Source organism: Rhodocista pekingensis (genome assembly GCF_042665545.1).
Lineage (GTDB): Bacteria > Pseudomonadota > Alphaproteobacteria > Azospirillales > Azospirillaceae > Rhodocista > Rhodocista pekingensis.
The window spans coordinates 328,155-344,693 of sequence record NZ_JBHTCM010000010.1 but is presented as its reverse complement, the minus strand read 5'-3'; the positions used below and the strand labels follow the sequence as shown (position 1 = coordinate 344,693).

Here is a 16,539-nt window from a genome sequence, read left to right as displayed (position 1 = left end):
TCAAGGGGGCCTTCACCCCAGAGGTCCGACCCATGGCCGCTCCTTCCGACGCCCCGCCGCACCCCGAAACCCAGTATCTCGACCTGCTGCGGGACCTGCTGGAGCGGGGGACCCGGCGGGTGGACCGCACCGGCGTGGGCACGCTGGCCCTGTTCGGCCGGCAGATGCGTTTCGATCTGGCGCAGGGCTTTCCGCTGCTGACGACGAAGCGGATCTTCTACAAGGCGGCGATCCACGAGCTGCTCTGGTTCCTTTCCGGCGATACCCGGCTGCGGCCCCTGCTGGAGAAGGGGGTGCGGATCTGGACCGACTGGCCGCTGGCCCGCTACCGGCGCGAGACGGGCGAGTCGATCGACCAGGGGACGTTCGAGCGCCGGGTGCTGGAGGACGACGCCTTCGCCGCCCGCTGGGGCGATCTGGGTCCCGTCTACGGCAAGCAGTGGCGGGCCTGGGAGACGGCGGACGGCCGGGTGGTGGACCAGATCGCCCAGCTTGTGGACGGCATCCGCGGCAATCCCACCAGCCGCCGGCTGCTGTTCACCGGCTGGAACGTGGGCGAGCTGGAGCGCATGGCCCTGCCGCCCTGCCACATGACCTATCAGTACTTCGTGGCCGACGGGCGGCTGTCCGGCATCCTCTACCAGCGCAGCGCCGACACCCTGCTGGGCCTGCCCTGGAATCTCTGTGAGGCGGCACTGCTGATCCACATGCTGGCGCAGCAGTGCGACCTGGGGCCGGGCGAGCTGGTCTGGACGGGGGCCGACGTCCACCTCTACCTGAACCATCTCGACCAGGCGCGCCAGCAGCTCGGCCGCGAGCCGCGGCCGCTGCCGCGGCTGGTCATCCGGCGCCGGCCGGACAGCCTGTTCGACTACCGCTTCGAGGATTTCGCCATCGAGGGTTACGACCCGCACCCCCACATCCGGGCCGAGGTCGCGGTCTGACCCCGCCGCCGGCTGCGGGGGCCGTGTTCAGGCGATGGTGAAGCGGATCGTCAGCACGCCGCGCCGCCGCGGGGCCGCGGCCCCGTCCGGTGCCGGCGCCGCCGGCCGGACAGGCGGCGGGGGAGGCGGGGCCGACGCGGCAGCGGCCATGGCGGCCCGCGCCGCCGCCAGGGCAGCACCGGCCGAGGGGGCCGGCGCCACGGCCGGCGCGACGGGGGCAGCGGCGGCGCCGGGCACCTCAGGGCCGACGGCATCCGCTGCGGCACGGGGGGCTTCCCCGGCGGTCAGGTAACCGGTCAGTTGCGATCGCAGCGCGGCCCGGGCCAGTTGGATGCGTTTGCGTGCATTCGCAAGACTGATGTTGTAGGCGGCTGCAATCCTCTCATAAGGCTCGTCCTCCACCAGCCGCATCACGGCCGGGCCGCGCAGCGATTCCGGGAGATCGGCCAGGGCCCCGTGCAGCACGCGGCGCAGCTCCAGGTTCAGCAGCTCGTCCTCCGGCGACGCCGTCTCGCCCAGCTCGGCCGCGGCGTCCGTCTCGTCGCTGTCCTCGAAGGCGGGGGCGATCACCTGCTCCGTGGCGCGCCGCCGCCGATGTGCGTCCATGCAGGTGTTGTGCAGCAGCCGGGACAGCCACGCCCGTTCGTTGGCGATGCCGACCTGCGCCTGATCGAAGGCCCTGCTGGCCTTGCAGAAGACATCGGACAGCGCGTCCTCGACGTCGGCCGTGTTGCCGGCCAGCCAGCGATAGGCCAGTGCCCGCAGATATGCGCGATTATGCTGCCAGATGTTCAAAAAATGGTTCTGGCAAGGCGTAGGCTTGATTCGACTGATCTGGGGAAAAGTGACGCTTCGGTAAAGCCCTGGGCGGAGAGGCTCCTCTCTGACGGAACAGTTGCGGCCGTATTGCAGATCCAGGGTCGAAACCAGAGGCGGTCGTCCCCCGCGCGCTGCGTGATGAGTCACGAGCACCTCCCGTCAAGACAATATCATACGTAATCTCTTTTGAGGCGAACGGCAGCGAGAGCTACCTGCCATACCGAACGACGTTTTTGAACGAGAGTCGTGAAGCGTGAAGAGAGTGTGGTTTTTCACGCTCCGCCAAAGAACAAGGACGGATCTAGTGCGCTATAAGTGCATCTGTGCAGGCTTATGAGGGTTCGCGGCGTCCGGATCACTATTGCCCTGGGGGGCAGCAGGAGAAAAAAAACCTGCATGGGTAGAATCTGCGACCTTGATTTGTCGCTATCGCCGGGAATGTCGCCGGATCAGAGCGCCAAACTGTGGACATTGTATCCGCCGGCGAGCGACTGGAGTCCACAAAATATCCATACGGGTTAACGCCAAGTGGCGGGAAGACGAGAGCCATCGACAGTGTGAGTGTCAGAATGCGAGCGGGTTTGTCAAAACGCAGGTTGTGAACGCAAATAATGAGAAATCTACTCACCGATTACTTCATGTTGTTAAGACAAAAATGCCGTGCTAGCCAATATATACCCAAAATAACTCAAGGTTAGGGAACAGCCATGGACAACTCCGGCCCATTCGATACCAGCCCGATCTACATCAGCAACAGCACCTTCCCTTCGGCATCCTTCGGTATGGCCGACACCCAGGCTTATGCCCTCGGGACGCTTATGCTGACCAACAGCATGGGGCTGTCACAGGCGCTGCTGAACTCGGTGAACCAGCAGCAGCAGAGCTGGACGGCGCAGAGCGCGGTCACGGCACGCGCCATCGACCACATCATGGGTTCGCCCACGGTCGACCGGGCGGTGACCATGATCATGGATGGCAAGCCGGGACAGCAGCGGGGCGGCGGCTCCGGCCCGTCCGCCGGCGAGATGCTGAACGCCTTCCTCGCCCGCTTCTCCAGGCCGATCAACGGCAAGGTCGAGTTCGACTTCGATCTTCAGGGTTGAGGCGGCGAGGGAGGGCCGACCATGCCTGACGACATCACGACGTCAGTCGCCCAGGCGAACCTGAAGAACCTGGCCGACGTTCCAGCCTTCGCGTCCGGACTGGTCTACCAGTTCGCCGCGACCTCCTCCGGCATCGCCATGCTCAACGCCGCCTACAACAACAATCTGGCGCAGAAGGCGGCGCTGGTGACGACGGAGGCCTACAACAGCCAGATGCTGGCCAACACCAACGCGGTCACCAGCCTCACCACGGCGCTCGGCAACGGCATCAACTCCGTCGCCACCGCCAACAGCGAGGCGCTCGCCTCGGTCTCCTCGGCCGTCGGCGAGAGCGTCTCCCAGGTGACCGCGGCCCAGGGCAACGGCGCCAGTCAGGTCGCCGCGGCCCAGGGAACGGCGGCCAGCCAGGTGGCGACCGCCCAGGGCAATGCCACGAGCCAGGTCTCGACCGCGCTCGGCAACGGCAGCGCCCTGGTCGGAACGGTCGAGACGGCTTCGCTCAGCGCGTCCAACGCCGGGCAGTCGATCGAGACGATCGCCATCGCCATCGCAGCCGCGCTGAAGGCCTTTCTGGCGACCCTGGGCAAGTAGCCCGGGGGCCGCAGCGGGAGCCGGCCGGGGGTGACCCCGGCCGGAATCCCGCGGTCCGGCATCGGTCCGATCCTTTCCGGTCTCTCCTGCGACGCCCGCGGTCCGTCCGCCGGCGCCGCATCCGCACGTCCGCGTTTCACAAACCCCCTCCGCCCGCGTCTTCCCGGATGCGTAGCGACCCGATCCCGATCGGTCGCGGACACGCAAAGGGAACGGAAGAAGCATGGCGGATACGACGCTCGCCAACGGTCTGGTCACGGATGCGGTCACCCAGGCACAGGTGCAGGTCCTAGGGGCAGCACCTGCGCACGCGACGGGGGCACTCTACCAGGCGATGGCGCAGTCCCTCGCACTCTCCATGCAGAATGCTGTCGCCAATCAGCAGCACATGAATGCGATCGGCACGGCTCTCACCTCCCAATGCGTGGCCCTGATCGCCAGCATCCCGACCGCCGCGGACACCCGGGCCGTCAACGCGATGCTGGTGCAGCAGGAGCTCGTCTCGGCGATCCGCGATCTCCGCTCGATGGTCCAGTCGCTCACCCGCACCGATCAGGTTCCGGGGCGGTAAGTCGGTCGCGTTGAACCTCCAGGGAGTTGAGAATGGCAAACACCACCCTCGTGAACGGCCAGATCACCGATGCGGTGACCCAGGCCAACGTCAAGGTCCTGGGCGACGCGCCCGCCCAGGCCCTCTCCAGCGTGTACCAGGCCGCCGCCCAGTCCACCGGCCTGTCGATGCAGAACGCCACCAGCAACCAGCAGAACAAGAGCACGATCACGACCGCGGTCACGACCCAGGCCGTGAACCTGCTCTACAGCATGCCGGTGGCGGCCGGTGCCCGCGGCACGAACGCGATCTTCTCGGGCAATGCGACGGCCGAGATGCTCGCCCAGCTCAAGTCCGTGCTCCAGGCGACCAAGGTCCCGGCCCCGATCCCCGGTCGCGGTCCGTGATCCCTGAACCCGGCAGACCTCCGGTCGGCCGGTAGTGTCGGATGACGGCTCTCGAAAGGACCCTCTCGACGGAACCGTCATTCCACGCAGTCACGCGTAAGGGCTCTCTCTCCCGCTCTCAGAGAGCCTTCATCCAACCATGCACACACAGGAGCTGAACCATGGCTGATCCCACCCTCGTCAACGGCCAGATCACCGACGCCGTCACCCAGGCCAACGTGAAGGTCCTCGGCGACGCCCCGGCCCAGGCCATCGCGTCCGTCTACCAGGTCATGGCCCAGACCGTCGGTCTGTCCATGCAGAACGCGGTCGCCAATCAGCAGAACATGTCGACGATCGACACGGCCGTGACGACCCAGGGCGTGAACCTGCTCTACAGCCTGCCGGTCGCCGCCGGCGCCCGCGGCACGAACGAGATCTTCTCGGGCAACTCCCTGGCCGAGCTGATCGCGCAGCTCAAGTCCACCGTCCAGGCGTTCGGCTGATCGGTCGGCGCCCGCCGGGCGCCCGTCCCTGGGCTGATCGCGGACCGGGTCGGCATCCGCTGACCGGGTCCGGACACGAAAAGGCCGGCCGTCGGCACTTGCACTGCCGTCGGCCGGCCTGAAGCCAACCATCACACAGGGCGTGAACGATAATGGCATACCCAACCCTCGTCAACGGACAGATCACCGATGCCGTAAGCCAGGCGAACGTCACCATTCTGGCCGCCGCTCCGGCGCAGGCCATGGCGACCCTCTATCAGGTGATGGCCCAGTCCATCGGACTGTCGATGCAGAACGCCGTCGCGCGCCAGCGCTCCATGGCGATGATCGACACCGCCGTCACCACCCAGGGCACCAGCCTGCTCTACAGCACGCCGGTCGCGGCGGGTGCCCGCGGCACCACCGAAGTCTTCAGCGGTAACGGCCTGGCCGAGCTCATCGCCGCGCTGACGGCTGTCGCCGCCATGAAGAAGGGCTGACCGGCGGCGCGTTCCGCCATCCATCTGAAGGAGACTGGCGATGGCCGACACCACGGCACTGAATGGACAGATCACCGACGCGGTCGCGCAGGCCAACGTCGTCAATACCGGCATAGCGCCTGCGCACGCACTGGCGACCAACTACCTGACCCTGTCCCAGTCGCTGGGGCTGGGTATGCAGAACGCGGTCGCCTACCAGAAGAACGGTTCCACCATCGGCCTCGGCGTCACGGTGGATGCCATCGGCATGATCTTCGGCAGCGATCTTGCCGCGGGCGTAAGGGGCACCAACGAGGTCTTCTCCGGCAACCAGACGGCGGCGGCGACGGACGGCCTGCGCGCGCTGCTGCGGTCGCTGAAGCCGTGACCCCGGACGAAGGAGCCTGACCGCCATGGCAAACGGACCCTTGAACCCTCCCGGCTACGGTTACGGCTATGGTGCCGCCCCGGCTCCGCAGCCCCAGGCCCAGGCCCAGACACAGACCACGCTGGACGGCGCGCCGCTCAGCCCCCTGAACGCCATGGTGCTGGGGCCGGCGCCGGCGGAGGCGACCTCGGCCCTCTACACCGTCCTCGCCCAGGCCCTGGGCATGGCGATGCAGAACATCGTCGCGCAGCAGCAGACGATGCTGACGATCAACAACGCCATCGCCACCAAGGCGATGAACGTGCTGGCCGAGACGAATCCGGAGAAGGCGTTGCAGGCGGTGCAGCAGAACCAGGGCAACCTGGCGATGACCGCCGACCAGTTGCAGCGGATCTACAACGTGATCCTGAATCCCACCACCCCGCAGCCGACTCCGCCGCCTCCGCCACCGCCACCGCCACCGCCACCACCTCCGGCGCCGCCGCCCGCACCGCCACCGCCGCCACCTCCGGCGCCACCGCCGGCACCTCCTCCTCCGCCTCCGCCCCCACCGCCTCCGGGGGGAGGCTGATCCGGGCGCGGCAGGGAACGCCGCCATGAACGGCAGCAGAAAGAACAGGGCAGGGGGGGAACTTGGCCGGACCGCGGTCGACCGGCACCGCGGAACCCCGGCGCCGACAGGTCCGCGGCAGCGCCGCGGGAGCCGGCCGGCAGAGAGGTGTCCCGACAGCGTCCCTAACCTTGAGTGCCGGCTTCCGCTGCGGGCGACCAGCGCGCCGCGGGGCCGGCCGTTTTTTCCGGTGGGAGTCCCAGCCCGACCCCGGGCCGGGTCATGCTCGGGAGAGTCTTGATGGTGCGCAAACGGTACAGCGACGAACTGAGGCGCCAGGTGGTCAAGGCGGTCGAGCAGGGGTCGGCGGTCGCCGACGTCATCAAACGCTTCGGCATCGCTGAAGCCACCTATTACCGCTGGCGCGAGCGCTATGGCGACGCGCCGCCTGAGCGCGACCAGCGTCTGCGCGGGCTGGAGGAGGAGAACCGCCGCCTGCGTGCCCTGGTGGCGAAGCTGGTGCTGCGCGTGCAGGAGCTGGAGGAGCAGCAGGAGGTCCGGCGCTGACCGCGCCCGCGGGGTCGGATCCGCGCCGGCTTTCGAGAGTTTGCGATCGTTTTCAATTTTCGCGTTGATCCGACTGGATTCTCCCTATTGAGAGAACACTCAATACTATCAAATACTTCAAAGTTGCGTGACAGATATTTTCTGTTATCTTTTCTGGACTTGCGGCCGGTGATCCTGGGCAACGGACTGCCGGCCGGGAAGACCGGGGACGACCGTTCCGTGTGCGCCGCCCGCCCGCAGGCCGGCGCGCCCTTCCAGGTGATCCCGGTCTCCCTGCTGGTTTCGGAAGGAGAAGCAAGATGAGCGACAAGGCTTCTGTGCATGGTGTCATCCAGATCGGGACGCCCCAGGGCGCCACCCGGCCCGGGCCGTCCGGGCCGCCGGGGCCTCCCGGTCCTCCCGGTCCTCCCGGTCCTCCCGGTCCTCCGGGGCCGCCGGGCGATCCCGGTCCCTCCGGCCCGCCGGGCGGCGAGGGCCCCCAGGGACCCGGAGGGCCGCAGGGTCCCCAGGGGCCGGAAGGCCCGCAGGGTCCGCAGGGTCCGGAAGGTCCCCAGGGTCCCCAGGGCCTGCCCGGACCCCAGGGCCCGCAGGGTCTGCCCGGGCCGCCGGGGCCACAGGGGCCTGCCGGTCCGCCGGGACCGCCCGGTCCGATGCTGGTTGCCGGCGTGGGGGTGGATCCGTCGCCCATGCCGGGGGCCGGCAGGCCGATCACGGCGCCGGGCAGGGTGCCGGGCTCCGACCTCATCACGCCGCCCGCCCCGCACTCGCCGCACCACTACATCCAGGAGAGCCTCGTCGCCGGGGAGCCGGTGCCGCCGATCAGCAAGGGCTGGCTCTACCGCGGCGTGCGGACGGGCAACCAGACCCAGGGCTTCGTCGCGCGGCCGAAGGGAACCGATCCGGCGCCGGCCTATGCCCGGCTGATGCAGATCACCGGCGCTCCGGACCATACCGGGGTCTACAAGGGCATGGTGCTCTACCGCCAGGGGGGGACGATCCAGCAGGGGGAGAGCGTCTTCTTCCCCGACCGCTACGACGAGGGGCATCTGATGTGCGCGCTCCAGGCGGCCTATGGCCGCCGCCACCGCAGCCATGACGGCCAGTGGGAGGCGACGCTGGACGACGGAACCGTGGTCGAGTTCCGCAGCGGGTACGACGGTGCGCTCTGGCCCGTCCCGGTGTACGTGCCGCCTCTGTCCGGCGAAGCCTCGCCGTCCTGAGCCCCGGCCCGTGCGGGCGGGCCGCCGACCACGCCCCGGCGGCCCGCCTTACTCTTTTCCGCAAGCCGCCCCGCGCTGCCCGCGGTCCGGCATCCCGCAACCAGGCCTTGAGCCCTGACAGCCTGCGGGGCATTCTCCCCCGTCGATGATGCCGGCCCGGGGCCGGCCGGGTGGAGTGGACGGGAAGCATGTCTGGTGCCGGGGTCGAGTGCGCGTCGGGTGTCCGCAACGGGAACGCCCCGCTGGAGACGCCACGGCTGGTCCTGGTCGCCGCCGTCGCCCGCAACGGTGTGATCGGCCGCGGCAACACGCTGCCCTGGCGGCTGCCGGGCGATCTCCGCTTCTTCAAGCGCACGACGCTGGGCAAGCCCGTGGTGATGGGCCGCCGCACCTGGGAGAGCATCGGTGCGAAGCCGCTGCCCGGGCGCTGCAACATCGTGCTGACCCGCGACACCGGCTTCGCGCCGGAAGGCGCCATCGTCTGCCACGGCTTCCTGGGCGCCATCGCGGAGGCACGCAGCGTCGCCGCCCGCACCGCTGCTCCGGAGGTCTGCGTCATCGGCGGCGAGAGCCTGTTCGCGGAGGCGCTGCGCATGGCCGACCGCCTCTACCTCACCGAGGTCCTGGCCGAACCGGCGGGGGACGTGCTGTTCCCGCCCTTCGACCGCGGCGCCTGGACGGAGACGGAGCTGGAGCGGGCGGACGCCGCCGGCCCCGAGAGCCCCGCCTACCGCATCCTGCGCCTGGACCGGAAACGCTGACCCTCCCGACGACCGACCTCCCATGCAGCTCACTCCCATTCCCGACAGCGACCTGCCCCGGGCCATCGAGGCCGTGCGGGTGAACCTGACGCCCGGCACCCTGGCGCGCCGCGTGTTCGACCGCATCGCCGCCACGGCCGACCTGATCCCGCTCGGTGTCGATACGCCGGCGCACCGGGCCGCGGCGGTCGATCTCGCCCGCCGCTTCGGTATCGGCACCATCGACGAGGCGCCGCAGGCGGCCTGGAGCTACGACGGGCAGGCGATCCGCACCCGCTCCGAGGCGGCGGTGATCGTGCATGAGGTCGGGCACTGGATCGTCGCCCCGCCGGAGCGCCGCGGCGTGATCGACTTCGGCCTCGGCGCCGGCCCGGAATCGGGCCGCCGGGCGGAGGCGGACGCCGCCCTGGCCGTGGACCGCGAGAGCCAGATCGAGGAGGAGGCGCTGGCCAGCCTCATCGGCATCCTCTGGGAGGTGGAGCTGGGCCAGCCCGCCATCCTCGCCTTCCTGGAACAGAACTGGATGGAGGGGTGGCAGCGCCCCTTCTGCGCCGAGAATTTCGCCGACAATCTGGAGGCGCTGCACCGGCAGGGTTGGATCGATGCCGACGGGCGCCCCGTCCCGCCCGAAAATTTCCCCGGAGCGGCGCCCGCGGCAGCTTGATTCCGCGCTAGCCAAGGCGGTTGCCGCCCGGCCCCGGGATGCGTTTTCCTGGCGGCGACAAGGCGGAACGGGACCCGGCCACGGGACCGACGCCAGCCCCCGGGAGGAGAGACCCATGCCGGACACCCTGTCCGCCGCCCAAGCACCGGCGATCCTGTCCATGATCGGCGGGACGCCGGTCATCCGCGTCAGCACCTTCGATACCGGCCCCTGCGAGCTGTATCTGAAGCTGGAGAACCAGAATCCCGGTGGCTCGATCAAGGACCGCATCGGGCTGAAGATGATCGAGGCCGCCGAGGCCGAGGGCCGGCTGAAGCCCGGCGGCACGGTGATCGAGGCGACCGCCGGCAATACCGGCCTGGGGCTGGCGCTGGTCTGCGCCGCCAAGGGCTACCGGCTGATCCTGGTCATCCCCGATAAGATGGCGGTGGAGAAGATCAACCACCTGCGTGCCCTGGGGGCGGAGATCCACATCACCCGCTCCGACGTGGGCAAGGGCCATCCCGACTACTACCAGGACATCGCCGAGCGCCTCGCCGCCGAAATCCCCGGCAGCGTCTACATGAACCAGTTCGCCAACCCGGCGAACCCCCGCGCCCATGAGGAATGGACCGGGCCCGAGCTGCTGAGCCAGATGGACGGCGACGTGGACGCCGTGGTCGTCGGCGTCGGCTCCGGCGGCACCATGACGGGGCTCGGCGCCTTCTTCGCCAAGGCCAGCCCGAAGACGAAGATGGTGATCGCCGATCCGGCCGGCTCCATCATCGCCGATCTGGTGAACAAGGGCACGCACGAGGAGCCGGGGAGCTGGGTCATCGAGGGCGTGGGCGAGGACTTCGTGCCGCCCAACTGCGACCTGCGCTACGCCAAGGCCGCCTACTACGTCTCCGATGCCGAAAGCCTGACGGCGGCGCGCGACCTGCTGCGGCGGGAGGGCATCCTCGGCGGCTCCTCCAGCGGCACGCTGCTGGCCGGCGCCCTGAAATACTGCCGCGCCCAGACCACGCGCCAGCGCGTCGTCACCTTCGTCTGCGACACGGGCAACAAGTACCTGTCGAAGATGTTCAACGACGCCTGGATGGCCGACCAGGGCTTCCTGCCGCTGGAGAAGCACGGCGACCTGCGCGATCTGATGACCCGCCGCCACGACAAGGGGCAGGTGGTCACCGTGTCGCCCCAGGACACGCTGCTGACCGCCTACAAGCGCATGCGGATCAGCGATGTCTCCCAGCTTCCGGTGATGGAGGGGGAGCGCGTCATCGGCATCCTGGACGAATCCGACCTGCTGCTGCATGTCGAGAAGGACCCCGTCCGCTTCAAGGACAAGGTCTACACCGCCATGGTCAACCGGCTGGAGACGCTGCCCGCGACGGCGCCGATCGCCGCCCTGACCCCGCTGTTCGAGCGCAACCTGGTCGCCATCATCATGCAGGACGGCCGCTTCCTCGGCCTGCTGACGCGGATGGACCTGTTGAACCATCTGCGCCGGCAGATGGGCTGACAGCCCCGATCCGGCACGAGAGACACCCGAGTCCGAGGACCCACGCATGACCGACCGCCCGAACCGCCACGGCTTCTCCACCCGCGCGATCCATGCCGGGCAGGAGCCCGACCCCGCCACCGGCGCCATCATGGTGCCGATCTACCAGACCTCCACCTACGTCCAGGAGAGCCCGGGCGTCCACAAGGGGTTCGAGTACAGCCGCAGCCAGAACCCGACCCGCTTCGCCTATGAGCGCTGCGTCGCCGACCTGGAGAGCGGTCACCGCGGCTTCGCCTTCGCCTCCGGCCTCGCCGGCGAGGCGACGGTGCTGGAACTGCTCGACAGCGGCAGCCATGTCGTCGCCACCGACGACATCTATGGCGGCAGCTACCGGCTGTTCGAGCGGGTGCGCAAGCGCACGGCCGGGCTGTCCTTCAGCTTCGTGGACGTCGCCGATCTTGCCGCGGTGGAGGCGGCGATCCGGCCCGAGACGCGGATGATCTGGGTCGAGACGCCGACCAACCCGCTGCTGAAGCTGGCCGACCTGGAGGCGCTGGCCCAGCTCGGCCGGCGCCGCGGCATCATCACCGTCTGCGACAACACCTTCGCCAGCCCGTGGGTGCAGCGCCCGCTGGAACTGGGCTTCGACATCGTCACCCACTCGGCCACCAAGTACCTGAACGGCCATTCCGACATGGTCGGCGGTCTGGTCGTGGTGCGGGAGGCGGGCGAGCTGTCCGACCGGCTGGGCTTCCTCCAGAACGCGGTCGGCGCCATCCAGGGGCCGTTCGACAGCTTTCTTGCCCTGCGCGGGCTGAAGACGCTGGCCCTGCGCATGGAACGGCACTGCCAGAATGCCCTGGCCGTGGCGGAATGGCTGGAGCGCCACCCGGCCGTGGCACTGGTGCGCTACCCGTTCCTGCCCAGCCACCCGCAGTACGAGCTGGCGCGGCGGCAGATGGCGGCCGGCGGCGGCATGGTCACCATCCATCTGAAGGGCGGGCTGGAACCGGCCCGGCGCATGCTGGAGCGGACCGAGCTGTTCGCCCTGGCCGAGAGCCTGGGCGGGGTGGAGAGCCTGATCGAGCATCCGGCGATCATGACCCACGCCTCCATCCCCGCCGATCAGCGGGCGGCGCTGGGCATCGACGACGGCATGGTGCGCCTGTCCGTCGGCGTGGAGGAGGTGGACGACCTGCTGGCCGACCTGGAGCAGGCCCTGCGCTGAGGCGCGGTGAGCCGGAAAAGAGCGCCCGGACCCTCTGTCGGGTCCGGGCGTTGCGAGGTTGCTCTAACCAGGACAGTCGAAACTATCCGGCCCGACGCCCACCCCGCAGACGGGCGGGCGTCAGCCCCGGATCTCCCACGCGAACTCCACGTGGCAGGGGGCATTGGGCATGGCCGCGATGGGATTCATCTGCAACCATGTCCAGAATTCCTTGAAGGGCAGGGCGGGGCGCGCCTGGGCGGTGCGGCCCAGCGTGCCGGACACCCGTTCCGTCAGGGTGCGGGTGACCTGTTCGTAGGCGATCTCCGGCACCCCGTGCGCCACCGCGATCTCTCCCGTGCGGGGATCGTCGGTACGGAAGGAATGCGCCCCGTCACGGAACGCATAGGCGACGAGGATCGGGTTGCTCTGGGCCATGATCGGGAGCCTCGGGCGGATGGCGCATCTTTCGTACCAAAACGCGCCATCCGGAGAAAGGAATAATCTTAAAACCTGAACGCAGCGCAGCAATGCGCCGCACCTCTTCCGGGCGGGACGGCCCGCGCGGGGCAGAAGCCGTGCCGGCGCCGGCTACTCGATGACGATGCGCGGCGCCGCGCGGCGGCCGCCCTCGCCGGAGACCTTCTGCCAGACCGTCTCCGCGATGGCACGGTAGGCCCCGGCGTGGGCGCCGTCGGGTGCCACGGCGACGATCGGGGTGCCGCCGTCGCTGGTCTCCCGGATGGCGATGTCCAGCGGGATCTCGCCCAGGAAATCCACGCCCAGCCGCCCGGCCTCGGCGCGGGCGCCGCCATGACCGAAGATGTCGGAGCGGTGGCCGCAGTTCGGGCAGCAGAAATAGCTCATGTTCTCGACGATGCCGAGCACGGGCACGTCCACCCGGCGGAACATGTTCAGCCCCTTGCGGGCGTCCAGCAGGGCGATGTCCTGCGGGGTGGAGACGATCACCGCCCCCGCCAGCGGCACCTGCTGGGCGAGCGTGAGCTGGGCGTCGCCGGTGCCGGGCGGCATGTCCACCACCAGCACGTCCAGCTCGCCCCAGGCCACGTCGCGCAGCATCTGCTGGATGGCGCTCTGCACCATGGGACCGCGCCAGATCATCGGCGTGTCCTCGGCCACCAGGAAGCCCATGGACATGACCTTGACGCCGTGACCCGTCAGCGGTTCCAGCGTGCGGCCGTCGCGGGCGGGCGGGCGGCCCGACAGCCCCATCAGGCGGGGCAGCGACGGGCCGTAGATGTCCGCGTCCAGCAGCCCGATGCGCAGCCCGCGGGCGGCCAGCGCGAGTGCGAGATTGACGGCCGTGGTGGACTTGCCCACCCCGCCCTTGCCGGAGGCGACCGCGACGATGGCGCGCACCCCCGGCACCGCGGGCTTCGGCTGGGCGGGCTTCGGCGCGGCAGCGCGGGGAGCGGAGTTGGCGGCGGGTCCGGGGGCGGCCTGCGCCCCGCCCTGCATTTGCGGGGCGGGACGGTGCGCAGTCAGCACCGCGGTCACCGAAAGTACTCCCGCAAGCCTGTCCACGGCCTTTTCTGCGGCCTGTCTCAGCGGCTCAAGCGCCGGTCCGCGCCGCGGGTCGACCTCGATTGAGAAACCCACGTTGCCATCCTTGATGGCCAGACCCGAAATCATGCCGAGACTGACGATGTCCGTGCCCCGGTCCGGGTCTTTTACCGTGCCCAGCGCTGCCAGGACTTGTGCCTCGGTAACCTCGGCCATGGTTGAAAACTCCCACCCCTTCCCAATATTGGCAGGCACTCCCGACCGAGGGCCTTCCCTGCCGTCGCCCGTCTATATACGGTGGCCGCGGGGCGTGGGAAAGCGCCCGAGCCGGGAAAGCGATGGAACCGAAGGGTCTTCTGACATGCCCTGGAACAATCAAAGTGGTGGTGGCGGTGGTCCGTGGGGACCGCCTCCGGGAGGCGGCGGGAACAGCCCGTGGGGGCGTCCGGGCGGCGGGGGCGGTGGCTCCAATCCCCAGGGTCCCGATCTGGAGGACCTGCTGCGCAGGAGCCAGGACAGGTTCAAGCGCATGGTTCCGGGTGGTTTCGGCAGTGGCAAGGGCATCGCGCTGGCCATCTTCGTCGTCGCCCTGCTGTGGGTGGCGAGCGGCATCTACCGGGTGCAGCAGGACGAGCAGGGTGTGGTTCTCCGCTTCGGCGAGTTCGTCCGCACCGACCAGCCCGGCCTGCGTTGGCATTTCCCGGCGCCGATCGAGACGGCGCTGACGCCGAAGGTCACGCGCGTGAACCGCATCGAGATCGGCTACCGCTCCGTCGCGGACGGCCGCCGTGCCGGCGGCGACGTGGTCGATGAGAGCCTGATGCTCACCGGTGACGAGAACATCATCGACATCGATTTCACGGTGTTCTGGCTGATCAAGGACGCCGGGGCCTACCTGTTCAACATCCGCGACCCCGAGGCGACCGTGAAGAAGGCCGCCGAGAGCGCGATGCGCGAGGTGATCGGCCGCACCGACATCCAGCCGGCGCTGACCGAGGCGCGGCAGGAGATCGAGGTGTCCACCCGCGGCCTGCTCCAGGCCATGCTGGACGAGTATCAGGCCGGCATCGAGATCACGCAGGTGCAGCTCCAGAAGGTGGACCCGCCCTCGCCGGTGGTGGACGCCTTCAATGACGTGCAGCGCGCCCGGCAGGACCGAGAGCGCCTGCGCAACGAGGCGGAAGGTTACCGCAACGACATCATCCCGCGTGCCCGCGGTGAGGCGGAACGCCTGATCCAGGAGGCCTCGGCCTACCGTGAGCAGGTCGTCAATCTGGCCCAGGGTGACGCGCAGCGCTTCATCTCGGTGCTGGAGGCCTATGCCAAGGCGCCGGAGGTCACGGCCCGCCGCATGTATCTGGAGACGATGCAGGAGGTGATGTCCGGGACCAACAAGATCATCATCGACGGCAAGTCGGGGGGTCAGGGCGTGCTGCCCTATCTGCCGCTGAACGAGCTGCTGCAACGCCAGCCCGGTCAGACGCAGCCGGCCCAGCCGCGCCAGTAGGAGGACGCCCATGAGCAAGCGATTGGTGATTCTCGGCGTCCTCGTCCTCATCCTGGCCGTGGTCGGCAGCGCCTCCCTGTTCACCGTCCATCAGACGCAGCAGGCCCTGGTGCTCCAGTTCGGCGAATGGAAGCGGACGGTGCAGAAGCCGGGGCTGAACGTGAAGGTCCCGTTCGTGCAGAACGTGGTGATGATCGACCGCCGGGTGCTCGACATCGACCCGCCGGTGGAACAGGTCATCCTGGCCGACCAGAAGCGGCTGGAGGTGGACGCTTTCGCCCGCTACCGCATCGCCGACCCGCTGCGCTTCTACCAGTCGGTGGGGACGGAGGCGAACGCGGAAACCCGGCTCTCGGCGGTGGTGAACTCCGCCCTGCGCCGCGTGCTCGGCAACGTGACGCTGCTCGCCGTCCTCTCCGAGGAGCGCGCCCGCGTCATGACCGACATCCGCACCCAGGTGAACCAGGAGGCGCAGCGTTTCGGCATCGAGATCGTCGATGTCCGCATCCGCCGGGCCGACCTGCCGGAGGCCACCTCCCAGGCCGTGTTCGAGCGCATGCGCTCCGAACGCGAGCGTGAGGCCCGCGAGGCCCGCGCCCAGGGTCAGGAGCAGGCGCAGCAGATCCGCTCGCGGGCGGAACGCGAGCGCACCGTCATCCTCGCCGAGGCCCAGCGCGATGCGCAGGTCCTGCGCGGCGAGGGCGACAACCAGGCCATCCGCATCCTGGCCGACGCCGGTGCCCGGAACCCGGAGTTCTACCAGTTCTACCGCTCGCTGGAGGCCTACCGGCAGGCGCTGCGCCAGGACAACACCGCGCTGGTGCTGTCCCCCGACAACGACTTCTTCCGCTTCTTCGACAGCATGGGCGTGCTCGGCAACGGCGCGACCCAGCGGACCCGCGCCGAGCCCGCCCCGGCCGGCAAGGCGCAGGCCCAGTAAGTCACACGGCCGCAGGCGGCCCTGACCGCTTGACCGGCAAGGCCGGACCGGAGGAAACCGGTCCGGCCTTTCTTGTTCCGGCAGAGCCGCTTCCGTCGAGTCCCCGTCCTTCCGTCGAGGTTGCCCGTGACCGACCTGATGACAGCCCTGGCACTGGTGCTTGTGATCGAGGGGCTGCTCTATGCCTTGGCCCCCGACGGCATGAAGGAGATGGCCGCCATCGCCCTGGAGACGCCCGCGGGGTATCTGCGGCTGGCGGGACTGGTGGCGATGACGGTGGGCGTCGGGATCGTCTGGGTGATCCGCGGCTGATTTCTTTGCCCCGACGGTCAAGGAAAGCTTCGCCACAATTCCGTCGCAGCTTATATTTA

General features: G+C 69.2%; 21 protein-coding genes. 18 read left to right on the top strand and 3 right to left on the bottom strand.

Annotated features, from left to right (window positions below; genetic code table 11):
* Nucleotides 1-32: 32 nt before the first annotated feature.
* On the top strand, nt 33-944 hold the full coding sequence (locus ACFQPS_RS09890) for a thymidylate synthase (protein WP_377358568.1): 912 nt from the start codon (nt 33-35) through the stop codon (nt 942-944).
* 27 nt (nt 945-971) lie between these two features.
* On the opposite strand, the gene ACFQPS_RS09885 is transcribed toward ACFQPS_RS09890, so the two are convergent.
* The gene (locus tag ACFQPS_RS09885; protein ID WP_377358567.1) at nt 972-1,739 is read right to left on the bottom strand and encodes an RNA polymerase sigma factor; all 768 of its coding nucleotides are present in this window, start codon (nt 1,737-1,739) and stop codon (nt 972-974) included.
* A 731-nt stretch (nt 1,740-2,470) separates the two neighbouring features.
* On the opposite strand from ACFQPS_RS09885, the gene ACFQPS_RS09880 reads away from it, so the two are divergent.
* The 14 genes from ACFQPS_RS09880 (at nt 2,471) to ACFQPS_RS09815 (ending at nt 12,218) form a co-directional block, all read left to right on the top strand.
* The gene (locus ACFQPS_RS09880; protein ID WP_377358565.1) at nt 2,471-2,866 is read left to right on the top strand and encodes a RebB family R body protein; all 396 of its coding nucleotides are present in this window, start codon (nt 2,471-2,473) and stop codon (nt 2,864-2,866) included.
* A gap of 21 nt (nt 2,867-2,887) precedes the next feature.
* The gene (locus tag ACFQPS_RS09875; RefSeq protein ID WP_012567178.1) at nt 2,888-3,457 is read left to right on the top strand and encodes a RebB family R body protein; all 570 of its coding nucleotides are present in this window, start codon (nt 2,888-2,890) and stop codon (nt 3,455-3,457) included.
* 223 nt (nt 3,458-3,680) lie between these two features.
* A complete protein-coding gene (locus tag ACFQPS_RS09870) occupies nt 3,681-4,028 on the top strand; it encodes a RebB family R body protein (RefSeq protein ID WP_377358563.1) in 348 nt (115 codons plus the stop codon).
* A 32-nt stretch (nt 4,029-4,060) separates the two neighbouring features.
* Nucleotides 4,061-4,414 (top strand): RebB family R body protein, encoded by a 354-nt coding sequence (locus ACFQPS_RS09865; RefSeq protein WP_012567176.1) that lies wholly within the window; start codon nt 4,061-4,063, stop codon nt 4,412-4,414.
* A 161-nt stretch (nt 4,415-4,575) separates the two neighbouring features.
* A complete protein-coding gene (locus ACFQPS_RS09860) occupies nt 4,576-4,899 on the top strand; it encodes a RebB family R body protein (protein WP_012567175.1) in 324 nt (107 codons plus the stop codon).
* A gap of 152 nt (nt 4,900-5,051) precedes the next feature.
* Nucleotides 5,052-5,378 (top strand): RebB family R body protein, encoded by a 327-nt coding sequence (locus ACFQPS_RS09855; RefSeq protein WP_012567174.1) that lies wholly within the window; start codon nt 5,052-5,054, stop codon nt 5,376-5,378.
* Between the two features lie 40 nt (nt 5,379-5,418).
* Nucleotides 5,419-5,745 (top strand): RebB family R body protein, encoded by a 327-nt coding sequence (locus ACFQPS_RS09850; protein WP_377358562.1) that lies wholly within the window; start codon nt 5,419-5,421, stop codon nt 5,743-5,745.
* Between the two features lie 25 nt (nt 5,746-5,770).
* Nucleotides 5,771-6,316 carry a RebB family R body protein gene (locus ACFQPS_RS09845; protein WP_377358560.1) on the top strand — a complete coding sequence of 182 codons (546 nt, stop codon included), beginning with the start codon at nt 5,771-5,773 and terminating at the stop codon, nt 6,314-6,316.
* Nucleotides 6,317-6,595: 279 nt separating this feature from the next.
* A complete protein-coding gene (locus tag ACFQPS_RS09840; RefSeq protein ID WP_012567171.1) occupies nt 6,596-6,862 on the top strand; it encodes a transposase in 267 nt (88 codons plus the stop codon).
* A 650-nt stretch (nt 6,863-7,512) separates the two neighbouring features.
* Nucleotides 7,513-8,082 (top strand): EndoU domain-containing protein, encoded by a 570-nt coding sequence (locus tag ACFQPS_RS09835; protein ID WP_377358558.1) that lies wholly within the window; start codon nt 7,513-7,515, stop codon nt 8,080-8,082.
* Nucleotides 8,083-8,270: 188 nt separating this feature from the next.
* Entirely contained in the window at nt 8,271-8,843 is a 573-nt protein-coding gene (locus tag ACFQPS_RS09830; RefSeq protein WP_377358556.1) for a dihydrofolate reductase, read from the top strand.
* A gap of 22 nt (nt 8,844-8,865) precedes the next feature.
* Nucleotides 8,866-9,507 carry a hypothetical protein gene (locus ACFQPS_RS09825; RefSeq protein WP_377358554.1) on the top strand — a complete coding sequence of 214 codons (642 nt, stop codon included), beginning with the start codon at nt 8,866-8,868 and terminating at the stop codon, nt 9,505-9,507.
* 115 nt (nt 9,508-9,622) lie between these two features.
* On the top strand, nt 9,623-11,008 hold the full coding sequence (locus ACFQPS_RS09820) for a pyridoxal-phosphate dependent enzyme (protein ID WP_377358551.1): 1,386 nt from the start codon (nt 9,623-9,625) through the stop codon (nt 11,006-11,008).
* Nucleotides 11,009-11,054: 46 nt separating this feature from the next.
* Nucleotides 11,055-12,218 carry a cystathionine gamma-synthase gene (locus ACFQPS_RS09815; RefSeq protein WP_377358549.1) on the top strand — a complete coding sequence of 388 codons (1,164 nt, stop codon included), beginning with the start codon at nt 11,055-11,057 and terminating at the stop codon, nt 12,216-12,218.
* A 120-nt stretch (nt 12,219-12,338) separates the two neighbouring features.
* Here ACFQPS_RS09815 and ACFQPS_RS09810 read toward each other — a convergent pair whose 3' ends face one another.
* Together ACFQPS_RS09810 and apbC are read right to left on the bottom strand one after the other, a co-directional pair.
* Complete coding sequence (locus ACFQPS_RS09810) at nt 12,339-12,635, bottom strand: hypothetical protein (protein ID WP_377358547.1); 297 nt, start codon at nt 12,633-12,635, stop codon at nt 12,339-12,341.
* A gap of 153 nt (nt 12,636-12,788) precedes the next feature.
* Nucleotides 12,789-13,937: an iron-sulfur cluster carrier protein ApbC gene (gene apbC, locus ACFQPS_RS09805; RefSeq protein WP_377358545.1), complete on the bottom strand. Its 1,149-nt coding sequence runs from the start codon at nt 13,935-13,937 to the stop codon at nt 12,789-12,791.
* A 145-nt stretch (nt 13,938-14,082) separates the two neighbouring features.
* On the opposite strand from apbC, the gene hflK reads away from it, so the two are divergent.
* The 3 genes from hflK to ACFQPS_RS09790 all read left to right on the top strand — a co-directional run bounded on the left by hflK (nt 14,083) and on the right by ACFQPS_RS09790 (nt 16,480).
* A complete protein-coding gene (gene hflK, locus ACFQPS_RS09800; RefSeq protein ID WP_377358543.1) occupies nt 14,083-15,228 on the top strand; it encodes an FtsH protease activity modulator HflK in 1,146 nt (381 codons plus the stop codon).
* Between the two features lie 10 nt (nt 15,229-15,238).
* On the top strand, nt 15,239-16,168 hold the full coding sequence (gene hflC / locus ACFQPS_RS09795) for a protease modulator HflC (protein ID WP_377358541.1): 930 nt from the start codon (nt 15,239-15,241) through the stop codon (nt 16,166-16,168).
* A 126-nt stretch (nt 16,169-16,294) separates the two neighbouring features.
* Nucleotides 16,295-16,480 carry a DUF2065 domain-containing protein gene (locus tag ACFQPS_RS09790; protein WP_377358539.1) on the top strand — a complete coding sequence of 62 codons (186 nt, stop codon included), beginning with the start codon at nt 16,295-16,297 and terminating at the stop codon, nt 16,478-16,480.
* Nucleotides 16,481-16,539: the final 59 nt, after the last annotated feature.

Coding starts and splice junctions, on each gene's coding strand:
- ACFQPS_RS09890 (WP_377358568.1), top strand. CDS start 33: ATGGCCGCTCCTTCCGACGCCCCGCCGCACCCCGAAACCCAGTATCTC.
- ACFQPS_RS09880 (WP_377358565.1), top strand. CDS start 2,471: ATGGACAACTCCGGCCCATTCGATACCAGCCCGATCTACATCAGCAAC.
- ACFQPS_RS09875 (WP_012567178.1), top strand. CDS start 2,888: ATGCCTGACGACATCACGACGTCAGTCGCCCAGGCGAACCTGAAGAAC.
- ACFQPS_RS09870 (WP_377358563.1), top strand. CDS start 3,681: ATGGCGGATACGACGCTCGCCAACGGTCTGGTCACGGATGCGGTCACC.
- ACFQPS_RS09865 (WP_012567176.1), top strand. CDS start 4,061: ATGGCAAACACCACCCTCGTGAACGGCCAGATCACCGATGCGGTGACC.
- ACFQPS_RS09860 (WP_012567175.1), top strand. CDS start 4,576: ATGGCTGATCCCACCCTCGTCAACGGCCAGATCACCGACGCCGTCACC.
- ACFQPS_RS09855 (WP_012567174.1), top strand. CDS start 5,052: ATGGCATACCCAACCCTCGTCAACGGACAGATCACCGATGCCGTAAGC.
- ACFQPS_RS09850 (WP_377358562.1), top strand. CDS start 5,419: ATGGCCGACACCACGGCACTGAATGGACAGATCACCGACGCGGTCGCG.
- ACFQPS_RS09845 (WP_377358560.1), top strand. CDS start 5,771: ATGGCAAACGGACCCTTGAACCCTCCCGGCTACGGTTACGGCTATGGT.
- ACFQPS_RS09840 (WP_012567171.1), top strand. CDS start 6,596: ATGGTGCGCAAACGGTACAGCGACGAACTGAGGCGCCAGGTGGTCAAG.
- ACFQPS_RS09835 (WP_377358558.1), top strand. CDS start 7,513: ATGCTGGTTGCCGGCGTGGGGGTGGATCCGTCGCCCATGCCGGGGGCC.
- ACFQPS_RS09830 (WP_377358556.1), top strand. CDS start 8,271: ATGTCTGGTGCCGGGGTCGAGTGCGCGTCGGGTGTCCGCAACGGGAAC.
- ACFQPS_RS09825 (WP_377358554.1), top strand. CDS start 8,866: ATGCAGCTCACTCCCATTCCCGACAGCGACCTGCCCCGGGCCATCGAG.
- ACFQPS_RS09820 (WP_377358551.1), top strand. CDS start 9,623: ATGCCGGACACCCTGTCCGCCGCCCAAGCACCGGCGATCCTGTCCATG.
- ACFQPS_RS09815 (WP_377358549.1), top strand. CDS start 11,055: ATGACCGACCGCCCGAACCGCCACGGCTTCTCCACCCGCGCGATCCAT.
- ACFQPS_RS09810 (WP_377358547.1), bottom strand. CDS start 12,635: ATGGCCCAGAGCAACCCGATCCTCGTCGCCTATGCGTTCCGTGACGGG.
- apbC (WP_377358545.1), bottom strand. CDS start 13,937: ATGGCCGAGGTTACCGAGGCACAAGTCCTGGCAGCGCTGGGCACGGTA.
- hflK (WP_377358543.1), top strand. CDS start 14,083: ATGCCCTGGAACAATCAAAGTGGTGGTGGCGGTGGTCCGTGGGGACCG.
- hflC (WP_377358541.1), top strand. CDS start 15,239: ATGAGCAAGCGATTGGTGATTCTCGGCGTCCTCGTCCTCATCCTGGCC.